The following is a 26,024-nucleotide window of genomic DNA, read 5'->3' on the forward strand; positions in this document are numbered from 1 at the left end:
AAAATGAGTATAAAAAAGGGGCTGTGAAAAACAGCCTCTTTTTTTGGATTTTATTTTTTATGCTTTATTTTTTATCTTTTTTAAATCTGGCAAAAAATCCTTTTTTCTTCTCTGGTGTCTCCAGTGCACCACGCACGCCCTTAACGCCGGTAATGTAGATACCGCTTACTGTTGCTTTTACTTCTTTTTTAACAGGAATGAGCGGATAAATCTGAGCATCACACATCAGTGTCATAATTCTCGGTCCGACTTTCGCCTTGACAACCGGAACTTTAGAACGGCGGAGATACTTTGGAGTATTGTCGATGACAATCTGTGGAAGACCAGAATCTTTTAACTTCATCTTGCCCTTATCGATGATCAGCATAGATACTGTCTGTGCAACAGCATCTAACTGCTCCTGCTGTTCAGCCTGTTTTTTTTCAGCTTTCTTACCCAGGAAATACAGCACAACACAAGCGATTATCAGTACGACTAAAATTACCAGTAAAACAATCGATAATGTACTCACGAGTAACCCTCCTATATTTATCTAATGTCATTTACACAAATCCCATTGTATCATTCTTTAAGTGGAAGTGCAAGGAAAAACGTCAGTTACTGCGCGTGCAATTATGAAATATATGTGAAAAGTATTTGCAACATTTGGGAAATGTGTTATAACTAGAAGTGGCGTTTTTCCGAGCGTGAAAAGTAATTTTAAATTATAAAACGAAGTTTTAAAGGGATAAGAAGATGAAGAAGAGATTAGCAGCACTTTTCTGTGCAACACTTGCAACTTCCATGATTCTTGTAGGATGTCAGGCAAGTAAAGGATTAGAGACAGACAATCTGAAAATCACACAGTATAAAGGCGTAGAAGTAAGCGCAGCAGATAAACCGGAAAAAGTGACAGATGACGATGTAGAACAGTATATTCAGTCTCAGCTTACAAGCTCTGCAACGACAACAGAAGTGACAGACCGCGCAGCGCAGAAGGGAGATACTGTAGATATCGCATTTGTAGGAACCATTGACGGAGAAGCATTTGACGGAGGCTCTTCTGATAGCTATTCACTGGAACTGGGTTCTGGAACGATGATCGATGGATTTGAAGACAGCATCATCGGACATAATGTGGGAGAGACGTTTGTATGGGACGGAAAATTCCCAGACGATTATCAGTCAACAGATCTTGCAGGAAAAGCATGTCAGTTTACGATTACTGTAAATTCTATCTCAGAGCAGAATGTACCGGAACTGACAGACGAGTGGGTTGCGAATAATTCTGAAAGTTCTAAGACTGTAAAAGAATATAAGAAAGAGATTAAAAAGACACTGGAAGATCAGAAGCAGGAAGACTATGACAGTACTTTGAAATCAGAGGCATGGCAGGCAGTAGTCGATAACACAACTGTTCAGAAGTACTCTAAGAAACAACAGGAGAAGATTGACGAGATGAAGAATTCTCTGATTGATTCTTACAAATCTTACGCAGAGAGTCAGGGAACTGATTATGAGACTTACATTACATCTTCTGGCCAGTATACAGTAGAGAGTTTTGAGCAGAAAGTGGAAGAGGCAGCTCAGGAGTCTGAGAAGCAGACCATGATCGCTGAGGCTATTGCAGACAAAGAGAAGATTAAATTAGATGACAAGACATACAAGAAGATGTTAAAAGAGTATGCTAAGACATATGGATTCGAAGATGGTGACGCCATGGAAAAGGCATATTCAAAAGATACTTTAAAAGAGGCAATGCTCACAGATCTGGTAAAAGACTGGCTGGTAGATAACTGTATCCAGAAAACAGATAATTAAGAATAAAATGAATCAATCGGAGATTGAAAATAAATATAACGAAAGAATAAAATACATCAATCAATGATTAATGCCATTAGACAATTAACAAGAAAGCACTGATTAATCAGATAACATATGATTTATCGGTGCTTTTTTGTACTTTTAATAGAATAATTGGAAAATTATACTAATATATGTATAAAATTGCACAAGTAGAAGTGTAATATAAGCTTGAGTTACATGCATTATTTAGGTATAATAAAGAAAGCACGCTCATGGAAGGGCGTGTAAACTCAAGAAGAAAGGTGAGAGGGAAATGAACGAAAAGAATGAGTTTAAACCGTATATCCCGGCCGATAGGGTTATGCCGGAGCTTACGGTAACTTCCATTGTAATGGGAATGCTTCTGGCTGTAATTTTTGGTGCAGCAAACGCATATTTAGGACTTCGTGTAGGTATGACTGTATCTGCGTCTATTCCGGCAGCAGTTATCTCTATGGGAGTGATCCGCGTGATCATGAAGCGTAATTCCATTCTGGAAAGCAACATGGTTCAGACAATCGGTTCCGCCGGAGAGTCTCTGGCAGCAGGAGCCATCTTTACAATGCCGGCTCTGTTCCTTTGGGCAGAAGAGGGCCTGTGCGATATGCCAAGTCTTGTAGAGATTACACTGATCGCACTTTGTGGTGGAGTCCTTGGAGTACTCTTCATGGTACCACTTCGTAATGCGCTGATCGTAAAAGAGCATGAGACACTGCTTTACCCAGAGGGAACTGCTTGTGCAGACGTACTTCTGGCAGGAGAAGAAGGAGGAGCCAATGCTTCAACAGTATTCTCCGGTATGGGACTCGCAGCAGCATTTAAATTCGTTGTAGACGGACTGAAAGTACTTCCGTCTGACGTAGCATTTGCATTTAAGTCATTCAAAGGTGAGATTGGTATGGAAGTATATCCGGCACTTCTCGGTGTTGGTTATATCGTAGGACCACAGATCGCTTCCTACATGTTTGTAGGATCTATAATCGGCTGGATGGTGATCATTCCTCTGATTTGTCTGTTCGGACCAGATACATGGCTTTATCCGGCAGATGTAGGAACAACAATTGCTGATCTTTATGCAGCTGGCGGAGCAGCAAAAATCTGGAGTACATATGTAAAATATATCGGTGCAGGAGCAATCGCTACAGGAGGAATTATCTCCCTGATCAAATCTCTGCCACTGATCATTACAACATTCCGTGACTCTATTAAGAGCATGAAAGGTGGAAAGAATACCAATACAGCTCGTACAGCTCAGGATCTTCCAATGCAGATGATTCTGTTCGGAATCGTAGCTATGATTCTTATCATCTGGGTAGTGCCTGCAATTCCGGTAACATTACTTGGAGCAGCAATTATCGTAGTATTTGGTTTCTTCTTTGCAACTGTATCCTCCCGTATGGTAGGTCTTGTAGGAAGTTCTAACAACCCGGTTTCCGGTATGGCTATCGCTACACTTCTGATTGCTACAATGTCAATCAAAGCAAGCGGTAAGACAGGAATCGACGGTATGACAGCAGCTATTGCAATCGGATCAGTTATCTGTATCGTAGCAGCTATCGCCGGTGATACATCACAGGATCTGAAGACAGGATACCTGCTTGGTGCAACACCTAAGAAACAGCAGATGGGTGAAATTATCGGAGTTATTGTATCCGGTCTTGCAATCGGAGGAGTTCTTTATCTTCTGAATGCAGCATGGGGATACGGCGGAGCAGAAGTACCGGCACCACAGGCAACACTGATGAAGATGATCGTAGAGGGAATCATGGGTGGAAACCTTCCATGGAACCTGGTATTTATCGGAGTATTCTTAGCAATTGCACTTGAGATCTTAAGAGTACCGGTTATGCCATTTGCTATCGGTCTGTATCTTCCAATTTACCTGAATGCATCCATCATGATCGGTGGTGTTGTTCGTATGTTCATGGATCGTCGTAAAAATGTTGACGAGGAGACAAAGACAAAGCAGACAACAGACGGAACACTGTATTGTGCAGGTATGATCGCAGGAGAAGGACTTGTAGGAATCCTGCTTGCAATCTTCGCAGTATTTGGAATTAACGTAAGTATCGGAGAAAGTGTAAACTTTGGTAACATCGGTGGAGTTGTACTGATGGTTATCATGATCTTATGCCTTCTGAAATTCTCTCTTTGGAAAAAGAGTAAAGAGAAATAATGAAAAAGAATAAGAAAAATAAGCAGCAGATTAATTATCTTGACCTGATTCCGGTGAGACCGGAAAAACTCGGCTGGCATATAGACCGCCGGGAACGGGTTGTATTAGAAGTGAAGAATGAAGGCTTTTTCAATCGGATCGCACAGACATATTTCCGCAGACCACAGACGACGAAAGTTCATCTGGATGTGCAGGGAAGTTATCTGTGGCCGTTGATCGACGGGGAGCGGACAGTGATGGAACTGGCCGCTCTTCAGAAAGAACATTTTGGAGAAGCAGCAGAGCCGCTGTATCCAAGAATTGTGAAATATTTTCAGATTTTAGAGAGTTATCATTTTATCAGCTTTAAAAATATGGAAAAATAATTATCTGTACTGCAGATATTCGAGAAACCGCTTTACCGCAAGGGAAGCGGTTTTCTTGCTTCTAAGAGCCAGCCCTACACGGCGGTAAGCCGGAACATCTAATTCTTTTGTGAGAATGTGATAAGGGATTCGTTGCAGGATCAGTTGTGGAAGCACACTGATGCCAAGCCCCTTTTCGACCATGGACATAATTGCGTAATCATCCCATGTCATAATATGTACCTTCGGATTCAACCCACAATTACTAAAGATGTCTGTGGCATCAGAATTAGCCCCTCTGGAAAGAAGGAGAAATGGAGCAGATACCAGTTCTTGAACGGGGAATTTTTTACAGTCTGCCAGTGGATGATGTTCAGGTATAACAGCCATCAGCGGGTCAGCTTCTAAAAAAATAGTTTCCAGTTCAGGATTTATTGTCGGGAGGCGTAAAAATCCACAGTCCACCCGGCCGGAAACAATCCAATTTTCAATTTCGGCGTAATCACCAAGTAGAAGTTCAAAATCAATATTCGGAAAATCTTTCTGAAACTGTTGGATTATATTCGGCAGCCAATGTGTGGCAACACTGGAAAATGTACCAATTCGAATCAGACCAGACTGCAGGCCATGGAGCTCATCCACCTGCATCTGCAGCTTTTTATATTCGGCACAGACATTCTGTGCGTAAGGAAGAAGTCTCAGTCCATCAGAAGTCAGACGGACACCACCCCTGCCGCGTTCCAGAAGAATAATATTCCATTCCTGTTCCAGATCGCCGATCATCCGGCTGATCCCGGACTGGGAGTAGGAGAGTGCTTCGGCAGCTTTTGTGAAACTGCCATATTCAACAGCCTTAAGAAAGGCCTGGTATTTTTGTATGTTGACGTCCATATGGGCTGCCACTCAAAATATGTTTAAATATACTCAAACACATCGAGAAATTGAAGTCCTCACGAATACTTCTTACTGCTTCATTGTGTATGTTTTGACGATTGCAGGCAATACGCTACTCACAGGTTCTTGTACACTCCACAGTCGTTAATTCCCGAAATAGCCTTCGGTACATACTTACATTTGCTTTTAATCATGCAATCTTGTAAGTTTTAGCATCTTTTAAATTAAGTGCCGCATTGAGATCCCTGTCTGCAACATAGCCACATTCACATCTGTAAATTCTATCTGAAAGCTTTAAATTTTTCCTGATAGAACCACAATGGTGACATGTCTTTGAAGATGGATAAAATCTATCTGCTACCCTTAATTCAATGCCTTTTTCATCGCACTTGGCTTTAAGCCTTTTTCTAAATTCATAAAACTTCTGAGATGCAACAGCTTTTGAAAGACACCTGTTTTTCATCATTCCTTTTACATTTAAATCTTCAATCGTTATGTAAGACGGTTTGGTTTTCACTATCTCAGCGATTGTCTTGTTAATGTAATCAGTACGGATATTATCCATTTTATGATGAAGTTTTTGTACCTTAAGCTTTTGTTTCTGTATATTTGCTCTTTGAGTGGACTCTCCTTTCTTTAAATTTTCATACTTTCGGGAAAGACTTCTCTGTTCCCGGATCAGTTGTTTTTCAAGTTTCTTTAATCCTGCCGATTTGTTGATGTTCCTGTATGTCTTTCCATTTGAAATAATAGCAAAATCTTTTAGCCCGAGGTCTATACCGATTCCCTCGTTTAAGTTATTGTTAATATTGACATCGGGAATCTCTACAAGAACAGAAACATAAAATCTGCCAGCCTTAACAGACACTGTACCACTTCTGATCATATATCCATCCTTTGTTGTTGGGATATATCCTTTTTCTTTGATACGGATCCAGCCCAGAGTTGGAATCTTAAGTCTGTGCCTTTCGCATTGACAATCCTTTGGGTTATTTCTGACGAAATACATTTTCACATCAGATTTACCTTTCTTTTTAAATTTAGGAAAATCACTCTGATGTTTAAAAAATCTTGTAAAAGCAGCACATCCATCTTCGATAGACTTTTTTACGGCTTTTGAATACACTTCCCTGATCCATGTTTTGTCAGGATTATCTGGAATGTATTCGTTGTTAAGCCATAGGCTAAAGCTCTTACCAGTCATAAACTTTTCACCATTATCATGCAGGGCTTTGTTGTGACCAAGGTAGAAGTTATAAACATATCGGCAAGTGCCTATCGTCTTGCGGATTCGGGCTTTCTGTTCTTCAGTTGGGTTGATTTCCGTCTTGAAGCTCTTTAGCAATCTCTTTATCCCTTTCTATTTGTTTTTTATACTTACGAAGTCCGTACAATCTACAGGAAAAAACATGAAGTATAGATACAATATCCTGTACAAGTTCTTCTTTCGGTGATAGTTCTTCATTGTTCACTATTACTATAGTTGTATTGAACTTCATACAGAATTTTTCAAACCAGTCATATCCAAATCTGATAAATCTGTCTTTATGTGTAACTATGATGGTTTTAATTTTTTGTTCCATTACTTCATCTAACAGCTGATTCCACTTTTTACGGTTATAGTTTAAACCACTGCCATAATCTTCAATACATTGGTCTACAATCATTCCTCTGGCATTACAGAATTGACGTAAAAACGATACTTGATTCTGTAAATCATCCTTTTGATTTCTTGTAGAAACTCTTGCATAAATAACAACTTGTCGAGTATCATTCTCTGTATCTATGCCTTTGAATTGAAGATATTGGTTGTAAGTATAATAACGCCTGTCAGTTGGAGTTCGATTCGCTTTTAGCGTTCCTTCCCTGTCCCAACGCTGTAATGTTTTCACAGAGACACCTAATAATTCAGCAAAATCTTTTGGTTTATAATTAGTGATATTCGATGTGTTCATAGCAATACCTCCATGAGCACATTTTAACACATTTAATCACTAATATCAATGTTATCGATTACTTAAAAATCCTCCTTTCAATTTGAAAAAGTCAGGACGGTATCTTTATCATAATGATGCGTCGCGAAGTATAGATTTGCTGTAGCGTGAGCGTGCCTTCAAGAACCTGTTTCATGGACGCGCATTATACAGTGTTTTGATCAATCTTGTATAAATATCAATGTATGAGAAAAACTCATGATACATATGAGAAAGATACGCTTTTGTAATCTGTAGCTCTATGGTAAACTAAGTGCAGATGAAATGCAAGAGAGAGCGAGGATTTTTATTATGAAACCTTATCAGAACAGAATTGTTGTTAAAGTTGGTACATCAACACTTACAAATGAGCTTGGAAAAAGTGACCTTCGTTGTTTTGACAGACTGGCATGTGTGTTGTCAGATATCCAGAATATGGGATATGAAGTGATTCTTGTATCTTCCGGTGCAATTGCAGTTGGAAGAAATAAATTAAAAATGAAGACTCAGCCGACAAGTATGCGCCACAAACAGGCAGCCGCAGCAGTTGGACAGTGCAGTATCATGTTCCTGTATGATAAGTTCTTCGGAGATTATGATAAGACGATTGGTCAGATTCTTCTGAATGCTGAAGATATTGAACAGGAGGAGAAAAAAGACAATCTGATCAATACATTTGACGCACTTTTAGAGATGGGAGTCATTCCAATTGTAAATGAAAATGACTCTGTAAGCTATACGGAGATTGAATCTAATGACCGACTTTTTGGAGACAACGATATGCTGTCTTCTGTAGTAGCGGTTCTGTGCCGCGCAAGCAAATTAGTGATTTTTTCAGATATTGATGGATTCTACAATTGTGATCCAAGACTTCATCCAGATGCAAAGCTGATTGAAGAGATTGATAAGATTGACGACGAAGTATACAAGCTTGCCGGAGGTGCGGGATCCAGACGCGGAACAGGAGGAATGCGTACAAAACTTCAGGCAGCAGCACTTGCAACTTCGCAGGGAATCGACACCATTATTACGAATGGAAAGAACCCGGCAGCACTCTATGATATTATCGAAGGAGTTCCGGTAGGTACGAAATTTAAAGCACAGTAAAAGGTTGTGGCCAGGGAGATGTATGTGCACTTCTTGATACAAAGGGTGGAAAATGTACAGACATTAACTCCGTATTTGTAGGTCTTTGCCGTGCATCAGGAATTCCTGCAAGAGAAATGTTCGGTGTTCGTATCAATGATACAGATATCACAAAGAATCAGCATTGCTGGGCAGAGTTCTATCTTCCAGGATTTGGCTGGGTAGCAGCAGATCCGGCAGATGTACTGAAAGCAGTTCTGAAGAACAGCTGGGACAAAGAATCTGCAGAAGCTAAAGAGATTCAGGAATATTACTGGGGAAGCAACGATGAAAAACGTGTTGAACTTTCTGAGGGACGTGACATTACATTAGAGCCTGCACAGGATGGAGATAAACTGAATAACTTCGGTTATCCATATGCAGAAGTAGATGGAACAGCAGTAGATTTCTATACACCAGATACATTTGTATACACAATCTCATTTGCACAGGACGCTCAGTAAGATAGAAGACGGTTTGATGAGATATTCTTGGATAGTTTAAGGAAAGACTTCTGGAATAAACAAAATAAAAAGATTCATATGACATATATTTTATGATATGATACAAGAGGTTGTTGCGGGAGTTGGTGTAACAACCTCTTTTTAATAAAAATGAATTTGGGAAAAGAACTGTAAATAACAGATATTTTTATAGAATATTGATTAAAGAAGGGAATTTGTAAAATGAAAAAATTATGTTCCATACTGCTGATCACTGCGATCTGTGTTAGTATGGTCGCATGTGGTTCCAAGAATAAGGAGAAGAGACAAGTGAATTCGATTGTTACAACTATGGGAAATAATGCTTCATTTCCGTCTGCTGTAAATGTATTTTCTACGACAGATCTGGAAGGCAATACAGTCACCAATGATATCTTTTCACAGGCAGATTTAACAGTCGTGAATTTCTGGGGAACATTCTGCAATCCTTGTATCAATGAGATGCCGGAACTTGCAAAGTGGAATGAGGAAATGCCTGACAACGTACAGATGCTTGGAACAATCGTAGATGTAGAAACTGTAGATTCTGACGAATATGCACTGGCACAGCAGATTGTGGAAAAAACGGGTGTAACTTATGAAAATGTTATTGCACCGGGAGCATTTGACCAGTTCATTAATAAATTGGCAGGCGTTCCGACAACAGTATTTATTGATAAAAACGGAACAGTTGTAGGAGAAGCTGTTGTAGGTGCGAAGGTAGAAGAATACAAACAGCAGGTAGAGGATTATTTGAATGAGCAGAAATAACAAGATTGCAGTGCAGGTATTAGGTCTCTGTGTGGCGGCAGTTATGATTATATATGGTGTTAGCCGGGGAGAAACAGCTATCATATTTAATAAGGCGGTGAATATCTGCCTGGAATGTATTGGGTTAGGATAAGTGATATGAAGATTAATCAGGAAATGAAACGAAAAATTGTTCAAGTAGCGGCATTTGGCTACTCGAATACATATATTGGAAATTTCGTATCAGGTCAGATTTACAAAGGAAGATGGAAACAGTTCTGCAATCCCGGAATGAACTGTTATTCCTGTCCGGCTGCAAGACTTGCCTGTCCGATTGGAGCTATGCAGGCAGTCAGTGGTTCTATGAATTTCAAGCTTAGTTTTTATATGATAGGTTTTGTATTGGCACTTGGAGTAGTGTTTGGAAGAGCAATTTGTGGTTTTTTCTGTCCGTTTGGTCTGATTCAGGAACTGATCTACAAGATTCCATTTCCAAAGAAAAAATTATGGAAATGGCTTACTTATGTAAAATATGTGCTGTTGACAGTGTTTGTCGTTATCATGCCGGTTACGATGGTCAATGAGCTGGGAATGAGCAGCCCGGCGTTTTGCGAATACATTTGCCCGGCAGGAACGCTGGAAGGTGGAATTCCACTTTTAAGTACGCACCCGGAGTTACGCGCAACACTGGGAGCGATGTTTTCTGTGAAAGCATGTATTTTGATCATAACTTTAATCGGCTGCCTGTCTGTCTGCCGGTTCTTCTGTAAAGTCATGTGTCCACTTGGAGCAATCTACGGACTACTGAATAAAGTCAGCATTTACCATATGGAATGCAATAAAAAAACTTGTGTCTCCTGTGGAAAATGTCATAACATATGTCCGATGGCTGTAGATCCAGTGAAGAATCCCAATTCTGCAGAGTGCATACGATGTGGAAAATGTGTGGCATCATGCCCGAAAGAATCACTGGCTTTGAAGTTCGTATATGGAAAAAAGGGATAGCTTCATAAATGTCTTCAGAAAATAAGTTCAGAAAATAAAGCATCAGAAAATAAATTGCAGAAAATAAATTCTGTCAATAAACGACACGCTTATTGACAAAATTTATCAATTATGTTATCGTGTCTCCTTGTAAAAGATTATGATTTGTGAGGGAGTAGCAGGCGTATATCAGATGAAAACGGATTCTGAACGCAACAAGTCAACATACTGATCTTTTAGATCTGGCTTGTTTTAATTTGTGAGACTCACGTATGGCTGTAAAGCTTATACGTGGACTCTCTTTATATGGAAGTATTGACCAGGTATGGCAGACAGCTGTACCTGGTTTTTATATAGGAGGAAATGAACGATGGATTGGAATTTTTTGTTTTTTATGAACAGCGCTCTTTTGGGAGTGGGGTTGGCAATGGATGCATTTTCTGTGTCACTTGCGAATGGAATGAATGAAAAAAAGATGAAGAAATCTCGTATTGCCTATATTGCAGGAGTGTATGCATTTTTTCAGTTTCTGATGCCTATGGTGGGTTGGATTTGCGTACATACAATTGTGCAGCTATTTGGTCAGTTTCAGAAATGTATCCCTTGGATTGCATTAATACTATTGCTTTATATTGGCGGAAGCATGATATGGGAATCAGTAAAAGGCGAAGAAGAAATTGAAGAAGTAAAAAAAATAAGTTTTGCAGTATTGATGCTGCAGGGAATTGCAACATCCATTGATGCATTATCTGTAGGATTTACTATTGCAGATTATGGATTTGTTATGGCGCTGGTCTGTTCCATTATCATTGCAGTTGTGACATTTGCGATATGTGAGACAGGCTTATATCTTGGAAAGACATTAGGAACAAAGCTGGCTGGAAAAGCAGATGTCTTAGGTGGAGTGATTCTGATTGGTATCGGAATCGAGATATTTGTGAAAGGTGTATTTTTCTAGGAAAGGGTGAAGCAGACATACATCACCATATCCCTGCATAGATTGTAAAAAAACAAATTATGCAGGGGTTTTCTATGAAGGATTATATTGAAGAGCGGGCGGTGGAAATCGCATATTATATTATTGAAAATAAAGCGACTGTCCGGCAGACTGCGAAGAAATTCGGAATGAGTAAGAGCACGATACATATGGTAGTAATAAAATAGAACGGTTTGTGTGGGAGGTAAGATAGTAAAGTAAAAAAATGGATGACATAGGTATTTACATTCACTTTTATGAAATGTAGGTACCTATTTTTGTGTAATTGATTTTTCGCGAAAAAAACATTTCCTTTAATGGAAGACGGAAATATATAACCGGTGCTTCCAGTTAAAAGTCTTTGACTGCACGTTACGTGCAGTTATAGAAAAGGAGAAGTAGAAAAATGAAGGACAAAAAGAAAACAGTTACAATGTAATATATGACATGGTAAATGCCCAGAAGTAGGGTGTAGGACATTTAGTGTCGGGATCAAAAGTTTTGAATCATGTACACACGAGATGGCAGGGAAGATGCTGACCTCGGAAGAATTTTACCGGAGCTACCGGATTATCAATGGAGAACCCTATCACAAGTAAAGTTCTCACCAGAGTTAAAAATGAAAGGTAGTTTATTTATTGCTTGAAAAACATACAAAAGAAATGGGGAAATACCATTTTTTTTATCTAATATTCTTCTTGAATTATGAATGTGTAGGGCTATAATAAAAATGTCAATTAATTAACAAGCGAAATGGAGGCAATTGTTATGGCAAGACTTAGAATGATGCGTGCACCGCAGAAATATGTGCAGGGAAGAGATGCCCTTTTTAAATTTTATGATGAGATGAAAGATTTGGGCGACAAATGGTTGTTTATCTGTTCCAGAAGTGGACACAAGATGTGCCATGATAAAATTGAAAGAAGTTTTGAAGGTACTGATGACGTTCGTTATTACGAAATTTTTGGAGGAATCTCCAGTACAGGTGAAATTGAGAAGATGAGAAAAATAGTAAGGGATAATAGGCTGAATGTTGTTGTCGGCGTTGGAGGAGGTTCTGCAATTGATACTGCCAAGGCTACCGCATATTATGAAAAGCTTCCGGTTGTGATTATCCCTACTGTTGTTGCAACAGATGCACCTTGTACGGGGCTTTCTGTTATTTATAATGATGATGAGACTTTTAACAGTTATCTGTTCTACCCGAAGAACCCGGAAGCTGTTATTGTAGACAGTGATATTATTGCAAAAGCACCGGTAAAATTTCTGGTAGCAGGAATGGGGGATGCTCTTGGTACATATTTTGAAGCCAGAGCGTGTGAGAGAACAGACGCACCGAGCCTGGAGTTTGGCGGTATCACAAGATCTGCCATGGCCTTATGCAAGGTTTAGACGAGATTTAACCAAGACGAATCAAGGATAAATGCAGGAGATTATTGAATTTGTATTTCATAATCTCCTGCATTTTTTATGTTTATAATCCTTCATTTTACGATATAATAGAGTTGTAACAGAACGATAGAACTATAACAGAAAGGTTATCAAACATGAATATAGCAGCCTATTGTCGTGTTTCCACCGATAAAACCGATCAGCTCAACAGCCTGGAAGCTCAAAAAGAGTTCTTCTCCGAATATACCAAACGCACTGGTGACACCTTAGTAAGATTATATGCAGACGAAGGAATTTCCGGAACTAAAATAAAAAATCGTAAAGAATTTCTCCACATGATGTCCGATGCCGAACACGGTCTGTTTGACATGGTTGTTGTAAAGGATATCTCCCGTTTCGCCAGAAATACGGTAGATCTTTTGCAGAATGTCCGAAAACTGAAAGCGTTAGGTATCGAAACTCAGTTCCTCACAGCCAACATGACCAGTATGGGAAACAGTGAATTTGTTCTGACTATTTTCGGTGCTCTTGCCCAGGAGGAAAGTGCCAACACTTCCAAGCGTGTGAAATTCGGTAAGAAAATGAATGCAGAAAAGGGACGGGTTCCCAACATTGTGTACGGATATGATAAGACCATTGGCGATTACTTCAATCTGGCTATTAATGAGGAAGAATCGAAAGTGATTCGCCAGATTTACCAGTGGTACACGGAAGAAGGCTATGGTGCTGCAAAGATTGCCAATATGCTGAATGAAAAAGGACTGACCACAAAGCGTAATTGTAAGTGGAGCCAGAATGCGATTTGTAGGATTCTCACCAATGAGATTTATACAGGAAAAATCATCAATGGAAAGCAGGAAGTGACGGATTTCCTGACTGGACAGAGAGCAGATAAAGATGAGACGGAATGGATGGTTGTGGAGAGGACGGAACTGCGGATCATTGATGATCAAACCTTTGAAAAGGCAGGGGAAACTCTTCATTCTCGGCATGCGTCTTTCAATATGAAACACGAGCGTCAAAGCAACAAATATCTCTTTTCTACGTTGATTAAATGTAAGGAATGTGGTTGGTCCTTCCGCCGGACAGTGCGTACTTATAAGAACACCTATGTCCGGTGGGTGTGTTCCGGACATAATGGGCGTGGAGCAGACAGTTGCCCGAATGCGGTTACGGTGGATGAGGAGGAACTGATTGAAGTTCTACAGGAATATTTTGCGGAAGTATTGAAGCAGAAGAAAAAAGTGATTAATCACGTAGTCAATGAATTCCAGCGTGTTTACAAAGCGAAGGATGAGAATCTGGAATATGAGAAAGAGTTGACTGCGCAGCTTACAAAGCTACAAAAGACCAGACAGAAATATATGGATATGTACACCGATGATCTGATCACCCGTGAGGAACTGAATGAGAAAATCGGTGGTATGCGACAGGAAATAGAGCGTCTGGAAAATGAACTTAAGATGGTTTCTTATCATCTGACCAAAGGGGAACAGCTGGAAGCAGTCTTAAATAATACCTTCAAAGAGATTGAAGACATCACCGATGTCCGTCAGATGACAAATGAGCAGTTAAAGAAAATCATCCAGAAGATTGAAGTGGACAAGGAGGGAAATGTGGATATTTTCCTTCGGTTATTTGGCGACTTGGGATTGGACGAATCCGTTCTGATAGAGGATAATATTACCGTTCCTGATAATGACGACCATACATAAGGACGTCACGGAGCGTCTGCTGCAGATCAATCCGGCACTGGCGGGGGAGGCAAGAAAGGTGCTGGATCAGAATAAGTCGGAAAGGCATATCCGTGGTGGACTTGCTACGAAAGAGAAGTATCTTCATCAACATATGCTAAGACAGCATTAAGCGGTGTTAAGATACTGTTAAAAATGTCAGATTTGTGCATACAAAGGGATTTTGAAAGCTAACATTTTGGCGTATTTGTCTCTTTTTTTTCGTCTCCGATTGTGTTAACATTTAGCACAGCAAAGGAGGTATGACATTATGAGTCAGAGAACAATCATATTTTCGAGCCCTGAAGACGTTCTGAATTTTGTTAGAACAGTTGAAAAGTACCCTTACGATATGGATCTGGAAAGCGGACGCGCCGTTGTAGATGCAAAGTCACTTTTAGGTCTGATGAATCTGGGACTCAACAAAGAAATTGAGTTAAAAGTTTACGATGAAAACTGCCAGGATCTGTTTGATGAAATTTCAGAGTACTTTGCAGCATAAGCAGTCATCAGGATATTTATGAATGAAGATCTAACTATAGAAGATCAAAAGAAAATTAATCTTGTGGGGAAAAACTTCTCGTCGTATAATAGGTGCGGTGAGGAGTTTTTTGAATTATGAAAAAATGTAATATTGACCGGAGTCATTATCTGTTTGATAATCAGGCTCTGGTATCTTTAATTGTACCATTAATTATTGAGCAGCTTTTAACAGTGCTGGTTGGAATGGCAGATTCCATTATGGTCGCAAATGTTGGTGAAGCAGCAGTGTCTGGAGTTTCGTTGGTAGACCAGATTATGGTACTTCTGATTAATATATTTGCAGCGCTGGCAACAGGAGGTGCGGTTGTTGCAGGACAGTACCTTGGACAGAAAAATAAAGAACAGGCATGTAAGTCTACGACGCAGCTCATGTGGTCTATGGGATTTATTTCCCTTGTCATTACAGCATTTGTATATGCGTGCAAATATTGGATTTTGCATGGGGTGTTCGGACAGATTGAGGCAGATGTTATGCATCATGCAGATGTTTATCTTCTGATCGTGACAGCATCTATTCCATTTATCGCATTGTACAACGGTGGGGCAGCAGTATTTCGGGCAATGGGAAATTCAGAAGTGTCCATGAAGGTGTCATTGCTTATGAATGCAATCAATGTAAGTGGAAATGCAATCTTAATTTACGGGTTTCATTGCGGAACAGAAGGTGTTGCGATTCCAACGCTAGTGTCCAGATTTGTAGCAGCATTTATCATAATAAAACTATTATTAAAGGATAAATGGTCGTTACATCTGGAACGAACATTTCGTTTCAATCCGGATTGGAGCATGATCAAGAAAATATTGAGCGTGGGAATTCCTAATGGACTGGAAAATAGTATGTTCCAGCTTGGAAAAGTTCTGGTGCTGAGCCTGGTGTCCACATTCGGAACCTATGCGATTGCAGCAAATGCAGTTAGCAATGTCATTACGTTATTTTCCATTTTGCCGGGACAGGCAATCTGTCTGGCAGTAACTACAGTAATTGCGAGGTGTGTTGGGGCAGGAGATTATGAACAGGCAAAATATTACAATAAAAAACTAATTCTGCTTACGCACATAGGAATGGCAATCACAATTTTTATTGTATTTATCACATTGCCATTTATTTTAAAAGTGTACAATCTTTCAGAAGCTGCATCTGAGGCTACGAGACACATTATCTGGTTCCATGGCTTTTGTGCAATATTGATTTGGGCTGAATCATTTACATTGCCGGCAACATTCAGAGCTTGCGGTGATGCAAAGGCATGTATGATTATTTCTACAGTATCTATGTGGATTTTTCGAGTAGGAGCCAGTTATATTCTCGGGAAAAATCTTGGGCTTGGAGTTTTTGGAGTCTGGGTGGCTATGATTATCGATTGGGCATTCCGTTCACTATTATTTGGAATCCGTTATTTTAGCGGAAAGTGGAAAAAGCATGCACTTGTAAGTTAGATATTGCTATATGCCATTCAGGTAAGAAAAAATTCGGTAGAAGCAGAGTCATTATTTATAAAATGTGAAAAAATTCTAGAGAATTTAAAAGAGAATTTCAGAAAAATGTGGAAATACATAGAGAATGCTAGAAAGTTGCTTGTCAAGGTGACAGACGTACATTATAATAAAATTAGCGTATTTTATTAGCGTATTTAATTTAGGAGGAAAATCTTGTGAAGAGAGAATTAGTAATTGTCATTGATTTTGGCGGACAGTACAATCAGTTAGTTGCAAGACGTGTCAGAGAATGCAATGTGTACTGCGAAATCTATTCTTATAAGACAGATCTTGAGAAGATAAAAGAAATGAATCCTAAGGGAATCATTTTAACTGGCGGACCGAACAGTTGCTATGAAGAAGGAGCACCGACCTGTTCAAAAGAATTATTCGAGATGGGAATTCCGGTACTTGGACTTTGCTATGGTGCACAGCTCATGATGCACGTGCTTGATGGAAAAGTCGAGAAGGCAGAGGTCAGCGAATATGGTAAAACAGAGGTTCTAGTTGATAAGACAGAATCTAAGTTGTTCAAAGATGTATCCGAGAAGACTATTTGCTGGATGAGCCATACGGATTATATTTCTCAGATAGCACCGGGATTCGAAATTTCTGCACACACAGCAGACTGCCCGGTAGCAACAGCAGAGAATGCAGATAAGAATCTGTATGCGATTCAGTTCCACCCAGAGGTACTTCATACAGCAGAAGGAACAAAGATGCTTTCAAACTTCGTTCTTGGTGTCTGTGGATGCGCCGGAGACTGGAAGATGGATGCATTCGTAGAGAATACGATTAAAGAAATCCGTGAGAAAGTCGGGGATGGAAAAGTGCTTTTGGCATTATCCGGAGGAGTCGATTCTTCTGTTGCAGCAGGTCTGTTATCCAGAGCAATCGGAAAGCAGTTGACGTGCGTATTTGTAGATCATGGTCTTCTGCGTAAAGATGAAGGAGATGAAGTTGAAGGAGTATTCGGACCGAATGGTCAGTTTGATCTGAATTTTATCCGTGTCAATGCACAGCAGAGATATTATGATAAACTGGCAGGAGTTACAGAGCCTGAAGCAAAACGTAAGATTATCGGTGAAGAATTTATCCGTATCTTTGAGGAAGAAGCAAAGAAGATCGGTGCAGTAGATTTCCTGGCACAGGGAACGATATATCCGGACGTTGTAGAGAGTGGACTTGGCGGAGAATCCGCAGTTATTAAATCTCATCATAACGTAGGAGGGCTTCCGGACTACGTTGATTTCAAAGAAATCATTGAGCCGCTCCGCGACCTGTTTAAGGACGAGGTAAGAAAAGCTGGACTTGAACTTGGAATTCCAGAAAACCTGGTATTTCGTCAGCCATTCCCAGGACCGGGACTTGGAATCCGAATTATCGGAGAAGTAACAGCTGAGAAAGTAAGAATTGTTCAGGACGCTGATGCAATCTACAGAGAAGAGATTGCAAAAGCTGGACTTGATCGTGATATTAACCAGTACTTTGCAGCACTTACAAATATGCGAAGTGTAGGAGTTATGGGAGATTTCAGAACATATGATTATGCAGTAGCCCTCAGAGCTGTAAAGACAATCGATTTCATGACAGCCGAGGCAGCAGAAATTCCATACGAAGTATTGAATAAAGTCATGAACCGAATTATAAACGAGGTGAAAGGAGTCAACAGAGTATTCTATGATCTGACGAGTAAGCCACCTGGAACGATCGAATTCGAATAATAGGTATCCCCTGGGAACCCGCATAAACACTGGGCTCTCAGGGGATTTTTTATATCCGTGATGTTACGGTGATGTTAAAAAATAAAATTATGCATATATTCCATATATTTTATGGTATCTTGGTATGGCTGTCTGGGAAATATATGTGTCCAGATTCAGGATATTTCCGTCTGCCATTTCGCATGCCGAAATGGATTCCGTGAACATCGACAGAATGAAATCCTTTAGCTTTTCTTCCGGATGGAAATCCGTGATGATGTTAATGATTGAATTTCCGAATGCTATGAAGTCCAGATAGTCTATCATCTTATATCCGAATAAAACCTCATTATCAATATCGATACCGTACTTCTGGAAGATGTTTCGGTTATTCTTCTGAATATGAACATTGCTCTTCTTCGCTGCAGTAAACAGAATAGACTGGCTCTGCTTTCCGAGAGGAGACTCAGGAACCATAGGTATATCTGATTCGGAAACATCATATTTCGGAACATCTTTTTCTTCTGCTTCTTTCTTAATAAGATCTTCGATCTTTCCGGCAAGCACTTTGTCTGTACCTGGATATAAGTGGGAGTAGGTATCCCATGTTGTCTTAATGGAATCGTGTCCCAGTCTTCTGGAGATCTCTTCGATTCCAACACCCATATTTATCAGCATGGCTGCATGGCTGTGTCTCAGGTCATGGATTCGTATATCTTCGGCGTCTGCCTTTTTCTTCATCCGTTTAAATTCATCGGACAGACCGCTTTTCCCAAAATAGAAGATTCGCTCATCGTGATCAACCTCTATGCTGTCGATGTATTCGAGAATCTCTGCGTGCAGGATATCCGGTATGGTTACGATCCGGACGCTTCGTTCTGTCTTTGGAGTGAGAAAGTATTCTACCCTGTCCACTACGGCGTAATTCTTATTGATGTCAATCAGGGCTTCATCTCTCGGTATGTCATCAGGAGTAAGGGCAAGCAACTCCCCTTCCCGGAGGCCTCCGTAAAATAGGATTTTAAAAGCAATCGTGTATGCTATTTTCTGCTCGTGCTCTATGGCCTGTTTGAACTGATCGTGCGTCCATATCTTCATTTCACTTGCCTTGTTTTTACCGATGGATCCGGCGATAAAGCAAGGGTTGATCTGCAGTCTGTAGAATTTTACAGCATAATTCATGATTGCTGACATTTGGGCATTTATGGTATAGAGATATGTCTCTGCATATGGATTTCCTTTCTTATCCCTATATTCAATCAGCACATTCTGCCACTTTCTTATAACCTCGGCGTCTATATTGCAGATCTGCAATTTTCCGAAGTATGGAACCAGCTTCGTTCTTATAAGATACTCTTTGTTTTTTATGGTTGTTGGTTTTAGCCTGGTCTTCATATCATCCAGATAGTTGTCAACAAGGGAAGAGAACAGGATAGTAGGGCTCTTTGAAAACTTATCCAAGAACAGTCTTTCATATTCATTGGCTTCTTTCTTCGTATCAAAACCACGTTTGCATTTATGCTGTTTGGTGCCCGTCCAGTCCTCATAATAGAAGTTCGCATACCACTTCGTTTTCCCGGTCTTCAACTGATATTTGTATGCTGGCATTGCAAAGTCTCCTGTCTCGTGTTATTTGTCTTTGACCTCCTCCAACATTCCCATGAATATTCGTTTGCCGCTTTTGGACATTTTTCTGAAATATTGGATAATGTCTTTTTCTTCCTCAGTTTCTATCGAGACTTCGTATTCGTTTATCCCGATAAGATAATCTATCGTTGTATGAAGAGTGCCGGCAATCCTGGCCAGTGTGTCTGTATTTGGCTGAACTCCTCCGAATACAATTTCGGACACTTCGTCTTGGTCAAGTTCTGCGGCTGCGGCGAATGATTCTATTGTCATTTGTTCTTTTTTTAATAGAGAAGAGATTCTTTCCTGTAAACATCGGTTCAGCGAATATGGATTTGACGCAATCCATTTTGATTTAGAGATTCCCAATATATAGTCTGAAGGAACATGCAGGGAATCTGCTATTTTGTTAAGAACCTCTGCCGATGGGCGTGTGTATCCTCTTTCTATGTTAGATATAACCTGGCCGGTGCATCCTGCATATTTCCCCAGCTGCAACTGGGTAATGCCTGCCTCCGAACGCAGTTCCTTGATTCTTTCTCCAATATCACTCATTATTACACCTTAATTACTGTTTGAACTAGGATTGGCTTTTGATTTTAATTCACCTGTTTTGTAATCATATATATCCACTTCGTTCTCAGATTCTTCACTTACATAATAATATTTTCCAGAATCGTAGTCCGCAATATAGCAAATGGTCCATTCTGGATCAGAAGAGAACGAGATGTACATATAATCGATAATTAACGTGATACCCGTATCTGTTTTACACTTTGCGTCGAGAAAGTAAACGCCAGATTTTTCTTTGTAATTCCCGATTTCTACATCAGATATATCTTTTACTCCTATACTTACCATTGCTGTCTTAAATTCTCCGTCGGATACCTCGGTAAACCCCTGAGCGTCTGGGAATCCCACAAGATCTTCATCCGTGCTTACCTCAAACTGAAACGCTGTTTTCTGTGATTCGGCATTCTTTTCCTCGGAAACTTGTTGCTTTTTATCAGAACCAATTTCTTTTGATATGAAAAGATCTTTGAATCCTGAAGCAAGAACGATAATCGCAACAATCCCCATTATGATTGCCAGCACTATAATCCATGCAGGCTTTTTCTTTTTCAATACATACCCACAATTCGGGCAAGTTGTAGCTGTGTCCGATATTACTTTTCCGCATTCTGGACAGTTTATCATGCTCATACTTAATCTCTCCTTCCCCTTCGGTACCACTCGAAGGGTATTATTTTGCCTCTCTCAATCCCGCTGGTTCACCAACATCTCGTTTGAGACATTTTATATAGCCCTTCAGCTCTCCTTTGAATTCTAATTGAGCATCATCTGGTAGCTGATGAATTAGAACCAGCCATTCAGAATCTTCTTTTGATATTGCAGGAAATATGCTTTCTTTTCCTGTTAATAGAAATTCGCATGAAACGCCGAGAAATTCACAAATTGGGACAATCATCTTTGCCGGTGGATCGGTCCCCCTGTTTTTCCAGTTTGTCATTGTACTAGTGCTTATATCTAAAGCCCTACATAAATCCGCGGCTTTAAGCGATTTCTCATCAAGTAGAGATAATACTCTTTGAATAATCATAGTGCTCCTTTCAAAATCCCAAAATGTGAATAAAAGTATTGACAAACTCACAAATGGGGATTATTATAAAACTGTAATCACCAAATGTTTAAAACACTTTTCAAAAACAGAGCGAAAAAATCGCTCAAAAGAAGTAATGCAAAATGAATAGTTACTGTTCTAATTCCGTAAGAACGGCTTTGTTATTTTCTTCAATCATTACTGACACAGCCCGTATAAGGGCTTCGGCAGATGCTTGCGAAAGAGAAGCAGATCCTATCGGAATCCGGCTTTCTCGTAACTGCATAAGGATGTCCTGATGAGCCGACGAAAACTCTGACATTCCAATGCGTTGTAATTGCTCCGACCACGAAGTCTGATTATTCATAGCAGATACTCCTTTCTATTTTGATTAACGTATACCGTTATTCTAAGGCAGTTTTAAACAAATGTAAACAACAAATGGTAACAAACGGAAAGAGGTGGAAAAATGAAACGAATTCTTCCGACATGGTGCAAAGAAGTAAAAAAATCCATGATTGATGATGATATTAACGTGACTGAACTTGCAGAGCGTGTTGGATTTAGCAGAAATTATGTTTCTGGTGTTGTCAATGGCCGAGTCTACGCACCTGAGATCGCGAAGGTGATCGGTGAGGATAGACACGTTACGGTTCCTTACACCGATACAGTTATTTGATTATAGTTTAGCTTATTACGGAGGTCACTTAAATGGCAAAGTATGCAACAAAAGCAAAGGAAAATATCTTCACACAGGCACGTTACAACGCCGCAAAGTTCAACAAGGATTATTGATGAGCTGTCGAAAGTTAGCAAATTCGTGGTTGTCATGAGAGGAACACCGAACCATGACGGCGCCGGACAGTTCCGTGTACTTACAAAGATGCTGGAACACAATAAAAAGGTTGCTGTTGTTACAACGCCGCAGGTTATCAGTACGCCGATCGCTGACATTGTATGCATTCCTGGGTTTGATAAGCAGGAGTTCAGAGCTAAATTCCCTGGGCTTTCTGCAGAGGAAGAAAATCTTACATGGACCAATCATATCAGCGAAATGGTTATGGGATTGAGAGCACAATGCTCACAGACAAATATTGTGGCAGATATGGTTCCTGCGATCCTGATGGCACATTATACAGTTCCGGGTTGCAATATGGAATCCGGACAGACATCGTTCTTTTCAAATTTTGAGCCGGTAATTCCGAGAGAGGCTCTGCAGACAGCACAATTCGATGCGGTTCTTCTTGGCCACATCCACCGCCCGCAGATGCTCGAAGGTCTGGAAAATGTATTTTATTCCGGTGCCATAAACGCTATGAATTTCAACGATGAAGGACAGAAACGTGGATTCTGGATCCATGAATTTGAAAAGAAAAGCCTGAAAAAAGGACATTTATATGAAACTCCATACCGGAAGTTCCAGACGATTAAATGGGATAAAGAAGATGTTGCTGAATATCTCAGATCTGGAAAGATGTATCTTCTCGAGAAAGATTACGCATCTTCCTGCATGGACGCCATAGTGAGACTGCAGTACAGCTGCGACACGGAACAGAAGAAGGCATTAAACATTCCGGTGTTACAAAAAGATTTGTATGAAATCGGAGCGTTCTATGTGGCGGATATTGAAGCTGAGAGCATGATGAACATCACGAATCGGCAGCTCCTTTCCGAAGAAAGTGATCCTCTTTTAAACCTCAAGAAATGGTTGGATGAGAAGTGCTTTACCGATTCAGAAAAAATTGTGGAACTTGCAGAGCCGATTATCGCTGATGCGATGAAGAGCAGTAACACTGTTGAGATCCACGGTGTATTCAAACCGGTAAGCATTAAGGTCAAAAACTACCGAACCTATAAGGAAGAATTCTTTGATTTCGATGATATTTCTTTCTGCACGATTAACGGTGTGAATGGAGCAGGAAAGAGCAGCCTGTTTATGGATGCGATTTCGGATTGCTTATTTGAAGAAACCAGAGAAGGAGACAACAAGTCGTGGATCAGAGGTACCGAAGATGCCAGAAGCGGTTCCATTGAGTTTGTATTTGACATTGGTGAAAGCAGGTTCCGGGTAGTGAGAACCAGAACAAAATCCGGAAAGCCAACATTGAACCTTTCACAGCTGAATGAGGACGGTACCGACTGGCTGAACCTTTCAAAAGAAAGAATCAATGATACACAGAGTGAGATTTTAAGGGTTCTTGGAATGGATTCCATGACATTCCGCAGCTGTGCTCTTATTATGCAGGATCAGTACGGACTGTTTTTGCAGGCGAGAAAAGATGAACGAATCTCTATCCTTGGAAATCTGTTGGGACTTGGAATTTACGGAATTATGGAGCAGGATGCGAGAAAACGTCTCGGTGATGCGAAACGTACTCTGATGCAGAAGAAAGATGCTGTAAAAATCAAAGATGACATTATCGCTAGCAAAGGCAATCCGCAGGAGGAACTGGAAGAGCTGGAAAAAGAGATTGAATCCTCGGAAAAGTTGATCGGAGAAATCTCCACAGATTTGAAAGATGCTCAGGCACTTTTGGTTAAGTATGAAGCTGCAAAGAAAAATTGCGAAGATCTTCGCAGTAGAAAAGAACAGGTAAAAAATGAGAAAGCGTCTATTGAGGAATCCATAAATAAGCTGAACTCCATTATAGAATCCTGCGAAACAATCCTGGAAAAAGCGGATGTCATCCGGGAGAAGTCAAAAGAGTATTCAGCTGCAGAGGATGAAATGAAGATCTTATCAGAGGAGCTTATCCGTTATGAGAGCGAGAAGAAAGCTTTAGTAGACTGCGAAGCCAATCTCCAGAGATACCAGAACATTATTAAGAATGCAGAGTTTGAAAACGCAAGGATTGATCAGGAGCTTTCTGGGCTGGATACGGATTCTGATGATGGAATCGCTGAAAAGATTGCTGAATTGGAAGAAAAAAGAGAAGAGCTTTATGCGGTAATGGATAAAAAGAATGCCCATGACGCTGTGTTGCAGGAAGTATCTGCAAAGCGGGATGAATTTCAGAAAGCGAATGCTACTTATGAAACACAGCTCCGTCTGGCGGAATCAGATCTTTCAACGCAGAAACAGCAGAAAGCCTACATGGAAGATTCCGGATGTGCGGATATCGAAAATGCAAACTGCAGATTTCTTAAAAAGGCGAAAGAGGATGCCTCTAAAATCGAAAATACAGAAAAGTGCATTTCGACGATCAAGGAGGCAATGAAAGAGGCGGAAACTGCTTTTTCAGAATTTGAACAGAAAAAGCAGGAGGAGCTGCAGAACATCGGATATTCAAAAGAAAAGGAGACGTCCATCAGAGAACGGATTGCAGAACTGGAAGTATATCAGGCAAAGAAACAGAGGATTGAAGAAAGCAGGCTCAAACGTGCCCGCCTGGAGGCTGAAAAAGAGTCAAACGATAAAACTATCGCCTCATGTTCTGAAAACGCCTCTGAGGTCAAATTACAGGCTCAAGAGATAACGGAAAGAGTTAATAACCTTTCGGAAAGAGTTAATTTATACGAACAGGTCAAAGAAAAGGCTGACGGACTGAAAGTATATGCGGAACAGGAGAAGTCCCTTCCGGTATATGAGGAAAGAGTGAAAAATGCCAGGGAAAATATGGCAATGCAGGAAAAGCAGCTTGAAAAGAAAGATGAAGAGCTGATCGTTATGGTAGCCGATATGATTTCTGCATCTGAACTTATGGAAAGTTTTGATTCAGGTATGGAATCCAAAGTTTCTGATCTTGAGGAAAGAATGGAAACTGAAAAGAAAAAGCTTCAGGATTTGCAGGTGCAGAAAGGAACACTTATCCAGAAGGCGGAAGATGTTAAGTCCATGAAAGAGGAGATTTCCGAACTGAAGAAAGATATTGAAGCATGTGCCCTTATTACAACGAGATATGACGTTTTAAAGCAGGCATTCTCACAGGACGGCGTTCCTCATCAGATTATCCGGAATATCATTCCGCATATCACGGACACGGCAAACAATATCCTTGGCCAGATGACCGGAGGAACAATGGGTGTCGATTTCGTGATGGAGCGAACGGTAAAAGGAAAAGACGGTGACAAGGCTACACTGGATGTCCTGATCGAGGAGTATGGTAAGACAACACTTCCATACGCATCCAAGAGCGGCGGTGAGAAAGTAAAAGCGTCATTGGCTGTTATCCTTGCATTGTCTGAAATTAAGGCTACAGCCGCCGGTATCCAGCTTGGAATGTTGTTCATTGATGAGCCTCCATTCCTTGATGATGACGGAACACAGGCTTATGTGGATTCCCTTGAGGCGATCCGCCAGCGGTATCCGGATGTAAAAGTAATGGCAATCACACATGATGATGCCATGAAAGCACGATTCAATCAGAGTGTGACCGTTATCAAAACGGAAGAGGGCTCTAAAGTAATTTACTAGGAGGCACCT

At 40.3% G+C, this 26,024-nt stretch carries 24 protein-coding genes and 3 pseudogenes; 18 read left to right on the forward strand and 9 right to left on the reverse strand.

Annotation, left to right across the window (positions count from 1 at the left end):
- Positions 1-64 precede the first annotated feature (64 nt).
- Complete coding sequence (locus LI149_RS02865) at positions 65-511, reverse strand: hypothetical protein (protein ID WP_005333284.1); 447 nt, start codon at positions 509-511, stop codon at positions 65-67.
- Positions 512-735: 224 nt separating this feature from the next.
- Between LI149_RS02865 and tig the strand changes: the two genes are divergently transcribed.
- From tig to LI149_RS02880, 3 genes are all read left to right on the forward strand, one after another.
- Positions 736-1,800, forward strand: coding sequence for a trigger factor (gene tig, locus LI149_RS02870; RefSeq protein ID WP_005339592.1), 1,065 nt, complete (start codon positions 736-738; stop codon positions 1,798-1,800).
- Between the two features lie 298 nt (positions 1,801-2,098).
- Positions 2,099-4,000 carry an OPT family oligopeptide transporter gene (locus LI149_RS02875; RefSeq protein ID WP_168933686.1) on the forward strand — a complete coding sequence of 634 codons (1,902 nt, stop codon included), beginning with the start codon at positions 2,099-2,101 and terminating at the stop codon, positions 3,998-4,000.
- Positions 4,000-4,365: a PqqD family protein gene (locus LI149_RS02880; RefSeq protein ID WP_005333290.1), complete on the forward strand. Its 366-nt coding sequence runs from the start codon at positions 4,000-4,002 to the stop codon at positions 4,363-4,365. Before LI149_RS02875 ends, LI149_RS02880 begins: the two co-directional genes overlap by 1 nt.
- Here LI149_RS02880 and LI149_RS02885 read toward each other — a convergent pair whose 3' ends face one another.
- The 3 genes from LI149_RS02885 to LI149_RS02895 form a co-directional block, all read right to left on the reverse strand.
- Complete coding sequence (locus LI149_RS02885; RefSeq protein WP_005333292.1) at positions 4,366-5,235, reverse strand: LysR family transcriptional regulator; 870 nt, start codon at positions 5,233-5,235, stop codon at positions 4,366-4,368.
- Positions 5,236-5,428: 193 nt separating this feature from the next.
- Positions 5,429-6,592 carry an RNA-guided endonuclease TnpB family protein gene (locus LI149_RS02890; protein ID WP_173785953.1) on the reverse strand — a complete coding sequence of 388 codons (1,164 nt, stop codon included), beginning with the start codon at positions 6,590-6,592 and terminating at the stop codon, positions 5,429-5,431.
- Positions 6,546-7,178, reverse strand: coding sequence for an IS607 family transposase (locus tag LI149_RS02895; RefSeq protein ID WP_167532497.1), 633 nt, complete (start codon positions 7,176-7,178; stop codon positions 6,546-6,548). The genes LI149_RS02890 and LI149_RS02895 overlap by 47 nt, the downstream gene beginning before the upstream one ends.
- Before the next feature lie 345 nt (positions 7,179-7,523).
- On the opposite strand from LI149_RS02895, the gene proB reads away from it, so the two are divergent.
- The 13 genes and pseudogenes from proB to guaA all read left to right on the forward strand — a co-directional run bounded on the left by proB (position 7,524) and on the right by guaA (position 18,396).
- Complete coding sequence (gene proB / locus LI149_RS02900) at positions 7,524-8,318, forward strand: glutamate 5-kinase (protein ID WP_105309967.1); 795 nt, start codon at positions 7,524-7,526, stop codon at positions 8,316-8,318.
- An 11-nt stretch (positions 8,319-8,329) separates the two neighbouring features.
- Positions 8,330-8,800: pseudogene (locus LI149_RS02905) on the forward strand (transglutaminase-like domain-containing protein); the annotation flags it as partial.
- Positions 8,801-9,022: 222 nt separating this feature from the next.
- Complete coding sequence (locus LI149_RS02910; RefSeq protein WP_173785933.1) at positions 9,023-9,589, forward strand: TlpA disulfide reductase family protein; 567 nt, start codon at positions 9,023-9,025, stop codon at positions 9,587-9,589.
- A complete protein-coding gene (locus LI149_RS02915) occupies positions 9,576-9,722 on the forward strand; it encodes a CD1871A family CXXC motif-containing protein (RefSeq protein WP_117660265.1) in 147 nt (48 codons plus the stop codon). Before LI149_RS02910 ends, LI149_RS02915 begins: the two co-directional genes overlap by 14 nt.
- A gap of 5 nt (positions 9,723-9,727) precedes the next feature.
- Complete coding sequence (locus LI149_RS02920) at positions 9,728-10,573, forward strand: 4Fe-4S binding protein (protein WP_227078306.1); 846 nt, start codon at positions 9,728-9,730, stop codon at positions 10,571-10,573.
- Between the two features lie 349 nt (positions 10,574-10,922).
- A complete protein-coding gene (locus LI149_RS02925) occupies positions 10,923-11,510 on the forward strand; it encodes a manganese efflux pump (protein ID WP_227078307.1) in 588 nt (195 codons plus the stop codon).
- Positions 11,511-11,584: 74 nt separating this feature from the next.
- Positions 11,585-11,698, forward strand: a pseudogene (locus LI149_RS02930) (sporulation transcriptional regulator SpoIIID); the annotation flags it as partial.
- Positions 11,699-12,296: 598 nt separating this feature from the next.
- Complete coding sequence (locus LI149_RS02935; RefSeq protein WP_331464026.1) at positions 12,297-12,920, forward strand: iron-containing alcohol dehydrogenase; 624 nt, start codon at positions 12,297-12,299, stop codon at positions 12,918-12,920.
- Between the two features lie 155 nt (positions 12,921-13,075).
- Positions 13,076-14,635, forward strand: coding sequence for a recombinase family protein (locus LI149_RS02940; protein WP_227078319.1), 1,560 nt, complete (start codon positions 13,076-13,078; stop codon positions 14,633-14,635).
- Positions 14,622-14,786: pseudogene (locus LI149_RS02945) on the forward strand (sporulation transcriptional regulator SpoIIID); the annotation flags it as partial. The gene LI149_RS02940 and the pseudogene LI149_RS02945, both read left to right, overlap by 14 nt.
- A 138-nt stretch (positions 14,787-14,924) precedes the next feature.
- On the forward strand, positions 14,925-15,155 hold the full coding sequence (locus LI149_RS02950; RefSeq protein ID WP_005333338.1) for an HPr family phosphocarrier protein: 231 nt from the start codon (positions 14,925-14,927) through the stop codon (positions 15,153-15,155).
- A gap of 116 nt (positions 15,156-15,271) precedes the next feature.
- Positions 15,272-16,633, forward strand: coding sequence for an MATE family efflux transporter (locus LI149_RS02955; RefSeq protein WP_173785616.1), 1,362 nt, complete (start codon positions 15,272-15,274; stop codon positions 16,631-16,633).
- Positions 16,634-16,848: 215 nt separating this feature from the next.
- Positions 16,849-18,396, forward strand: coding sequence for a glutamine-hydrolyzing GMP synthase (guaA, locus tag LI149_RS02960; protein WP_227142943.1), 1,548 nt, complete (start codon positions 16,849-16,851; stop codon positions 18,394-18,396).
- 87 nt (positions 18,397-18,483) lie between these two features.
- Here the strand turns inward: guaA and LI149_RS02965 are convergent, their stop codons facing one another.
- From LI149_RS02965 to LI149_RS02985, 5 genes are all read right to left on the reverse strand, one after another.
- Positions 18,484-19,983 carry a site-specific integrase gene (locus LI149_RS02965; RefSeq protein WP_101872176.1) on the reverse strand — a complete coding sequence of 500 codons (1,500 nt, stop codon included), beginning with the start codon at positions 19,981-19,983 and terminating at the stop codon, positions 18,484-18,486.
- A 21-nt stretch (positions 19,984-20,004) separates the two neighbouring features.
- Complete coding sequence (locus LI149_RS02970; protein WP_101872175.1) at positions 20,005-20,556, reverse strand: helix-turn-helix transcriptional regulator; 552 nt, start codon at positions 20,554-20,556, stop codon at positions 20,005-20,007.
- A gap of 9 nt (positions 20,557-20,565) precedes the next feature.
- The gene (locus LI149_RS02975) at positions 20,566-21,234 is read right to left on the reverse strand and encodes a zinc ribbon domain-containing protein (RefSeq protein WP_227142944.1); all 669 of its coding nucleotides are present in this window, start codon (positions 21,232-21,234) and stop codon (positions 20,566-20,568) included.
- Positions 21,235-21,244: 10 nt separating this feature from the next.
- Entirely contained in the window at positions 21,245-21,601 is a 357-nt protein-coding gene (locus tag LI149_RS02980; protein ID WP_101872173.1) for a helix-turn-helix transcriptional regulator, read from the reverse strand.
- Between the two features lie 151 nt (positions 21,602-21,752).
- Positions 21,753-21,968 carry a hypothetical protein gene (locus tag LI149_RS02985; RefSeq protein ID WP_101872172.1) on the reverse strand — a complete coding sequence of 72 codons (216 nt, stop codon included), beginning with the start codon at positions 21,966-21,968 and terminating at the stop codon, positions 21,753-21,755.
- A gap of 102 nt (positions 21,969-22,070) precedes the next feature.
- Between LI149_RS02985 and LI149_RS02990 the strand changes: the two genes are divergently transcribed.
- Both LI149_RS02990 and LI149_RS02995 read left to right on the forward strand, forming a co-directional pair.
- On the forward strand, positions 22,071-22,280 hold the full coding sequence (locus LI149_RS02990) for a helix-turn-helix domain-containing protein (protein WP_101872171.1): 210 nt from the start codon (positions 22,071-22,073) through the stop codon (positions 22,278-22,280).
- A gap of 42 nt (positions 22,281-22,322) precedes the next feature.
- A complete protein-coding gene (locus LI149_RS02995; protein ID WP_227142945.1) occupies positions 22,323-26,015 on the forward strand; it encodes an AAA family ATPase in 3,693 nt (1,230 codons plus the stop codon).
- Positions 26,016-26,024 lie beyond the last annotated feature (9 nt).

The sequence above is a fragment of the Dorea sp. 210702-DFI.3.17 genome, assembly GCF_020560825.1.
GTDB classification, from domain to species: Bacteria; Bacillota; Clostridia; order Lachnospirales; family Lachnospiraceae; genus Dorea; species Dorea formicigenerans.

Excerpts from the sequence above, each read along its gene's own strand:
- LI149_RS02875 (WP_168933686.1), top strand. The coding sequence starts at position 2,099 with ATGAACGAAAAGAATGAGTTTAAACCGTATATCCCGGCCGATAGGGTT.
- LI149_RS02920 (WP_227078306.1), top strand. The coding sequence starts at position 9,728 with ATGAAGATTAATCAGGAAATGAAACGAAAAATTGTTCAAGTAGCGGCA.
- LI149_RS02950 (WP_005333338.1), top strand. The coding sequence starts at position 14,925 with ATGAGTCAGAGAACAATCATATTTTCGAGCCCTGAAGACGTTCTGAAT.
- LI149_RS02910 (WP_173785933.1), top strand. The coding sequence starts at position 9,023 with ATGAAAAAATTATGTTCCATACTGCTGATCACTGCGATCTGTGTTAGT.
- LI149_RS02940 (WP_227078319.1), top strand. The coding sequence starts at position 13,076 with ATGAATATAGCAGCCTATTGTCGTGTTTCCACCGATAAAACCGATCAG.
- LI149_RS02925 (WP_227078307.1), top strand. The coding sequence starts at position 10,923 with ATGGATTGGAATTTTTTGTTTTTTATGAACAGCGCTCTTTTGGGAGTG.
- tig (WP_005339592.1), top strand. The coding sequence starts at position 736 with ATGAAGAAGAGATTAGCAGCACTTTTCTGTGCAACACTTGCAACTTCC.
- LI149_RS02985 (WP_101872172.1), bottom strand. The coding sequence starts at position 21,968 with ATGAATAATCAGACTTCGTGGTCGGAGCAATTACAACGCATTGGAATG.
- LI149_RS02885 (WP_005333292.1), bottom strand. The coding sequence starts at position 5,235 with ATGGACGTCAACATACAAAAATACCAGGCCTTTCTTAAGGCTGTTGAA.
- LI149_RS02970 (WP_101872175.1), bottom strand. The coding sequence starts at position 20,556 with ATGAGTGATATTGGAGAAAGAATCAAGGAACTGCGTTCGGAGGCAGGC.
- LI149_RS02935 (WP_331464026.1), top strand. The coding sequence starts at position 12,297 with ATGGCAAGACTTAGAATGATGCGTGCACCGCAGAAATATGTGCAGGGA.
- LI149_RS02995 (WP_227142945.1), top strand. The coding sequence starts at position 22,323 with ATGCAACAAAAGCAAAGGAAAATATCTTCACACAGGCACGTTACAACG.
- proB (WP_105309967.1), top strand. The coding sequence starts at position 7,524 with ATGAAACCTTATCAGAACAGAATTGTTGTTAAAGTTGGTACATCAACA.
- LI149_RS02990 (WP_101872171.1), top strand. The coding sequence starts at position 22,071 with ATGAAACGAATTCTTCCGACATGGTGCAAAGAAGTAAAAAAATCCATG.
- LI149_RS02980 (WP_101872173.1), bottom strand. The coding sequence starts at position 21,601 with ATGATTATTCAAAGAGTATTATCTCTACTTGATGAGAAATCGCTTAAA.
- LI149_RS02955 (WP_173785616.1), top strand. The coding sequence starts at position 15,272 with ATGAAAAAATGTAATATTGACCGGAGTCATTATCTGTTTGATAATCAG.
- LI149_RS02915 (WP_117660265.1), top strand. The coding sequence starts at position 9,576 with ATGAGCAGAAATAACAAGATTGCAGTGCAGGTATTAGGTCTCTGTGTG.
- LI149_RS02965 (WP_101872176.1), bottom strand. The coding sequence starts at position 19,983 with ATGCCAGCATACAAATATCAGTTGAAGACCGGGAAAACGAAGTGGTAT.
- LI149_RS02880 (WP_005333290.1), top strand. The coding sequence starts at position 4,000 with ATGAAAAAGAATAAGAAAAATAAGCAGCAGATTAATTATCTTGACCTG.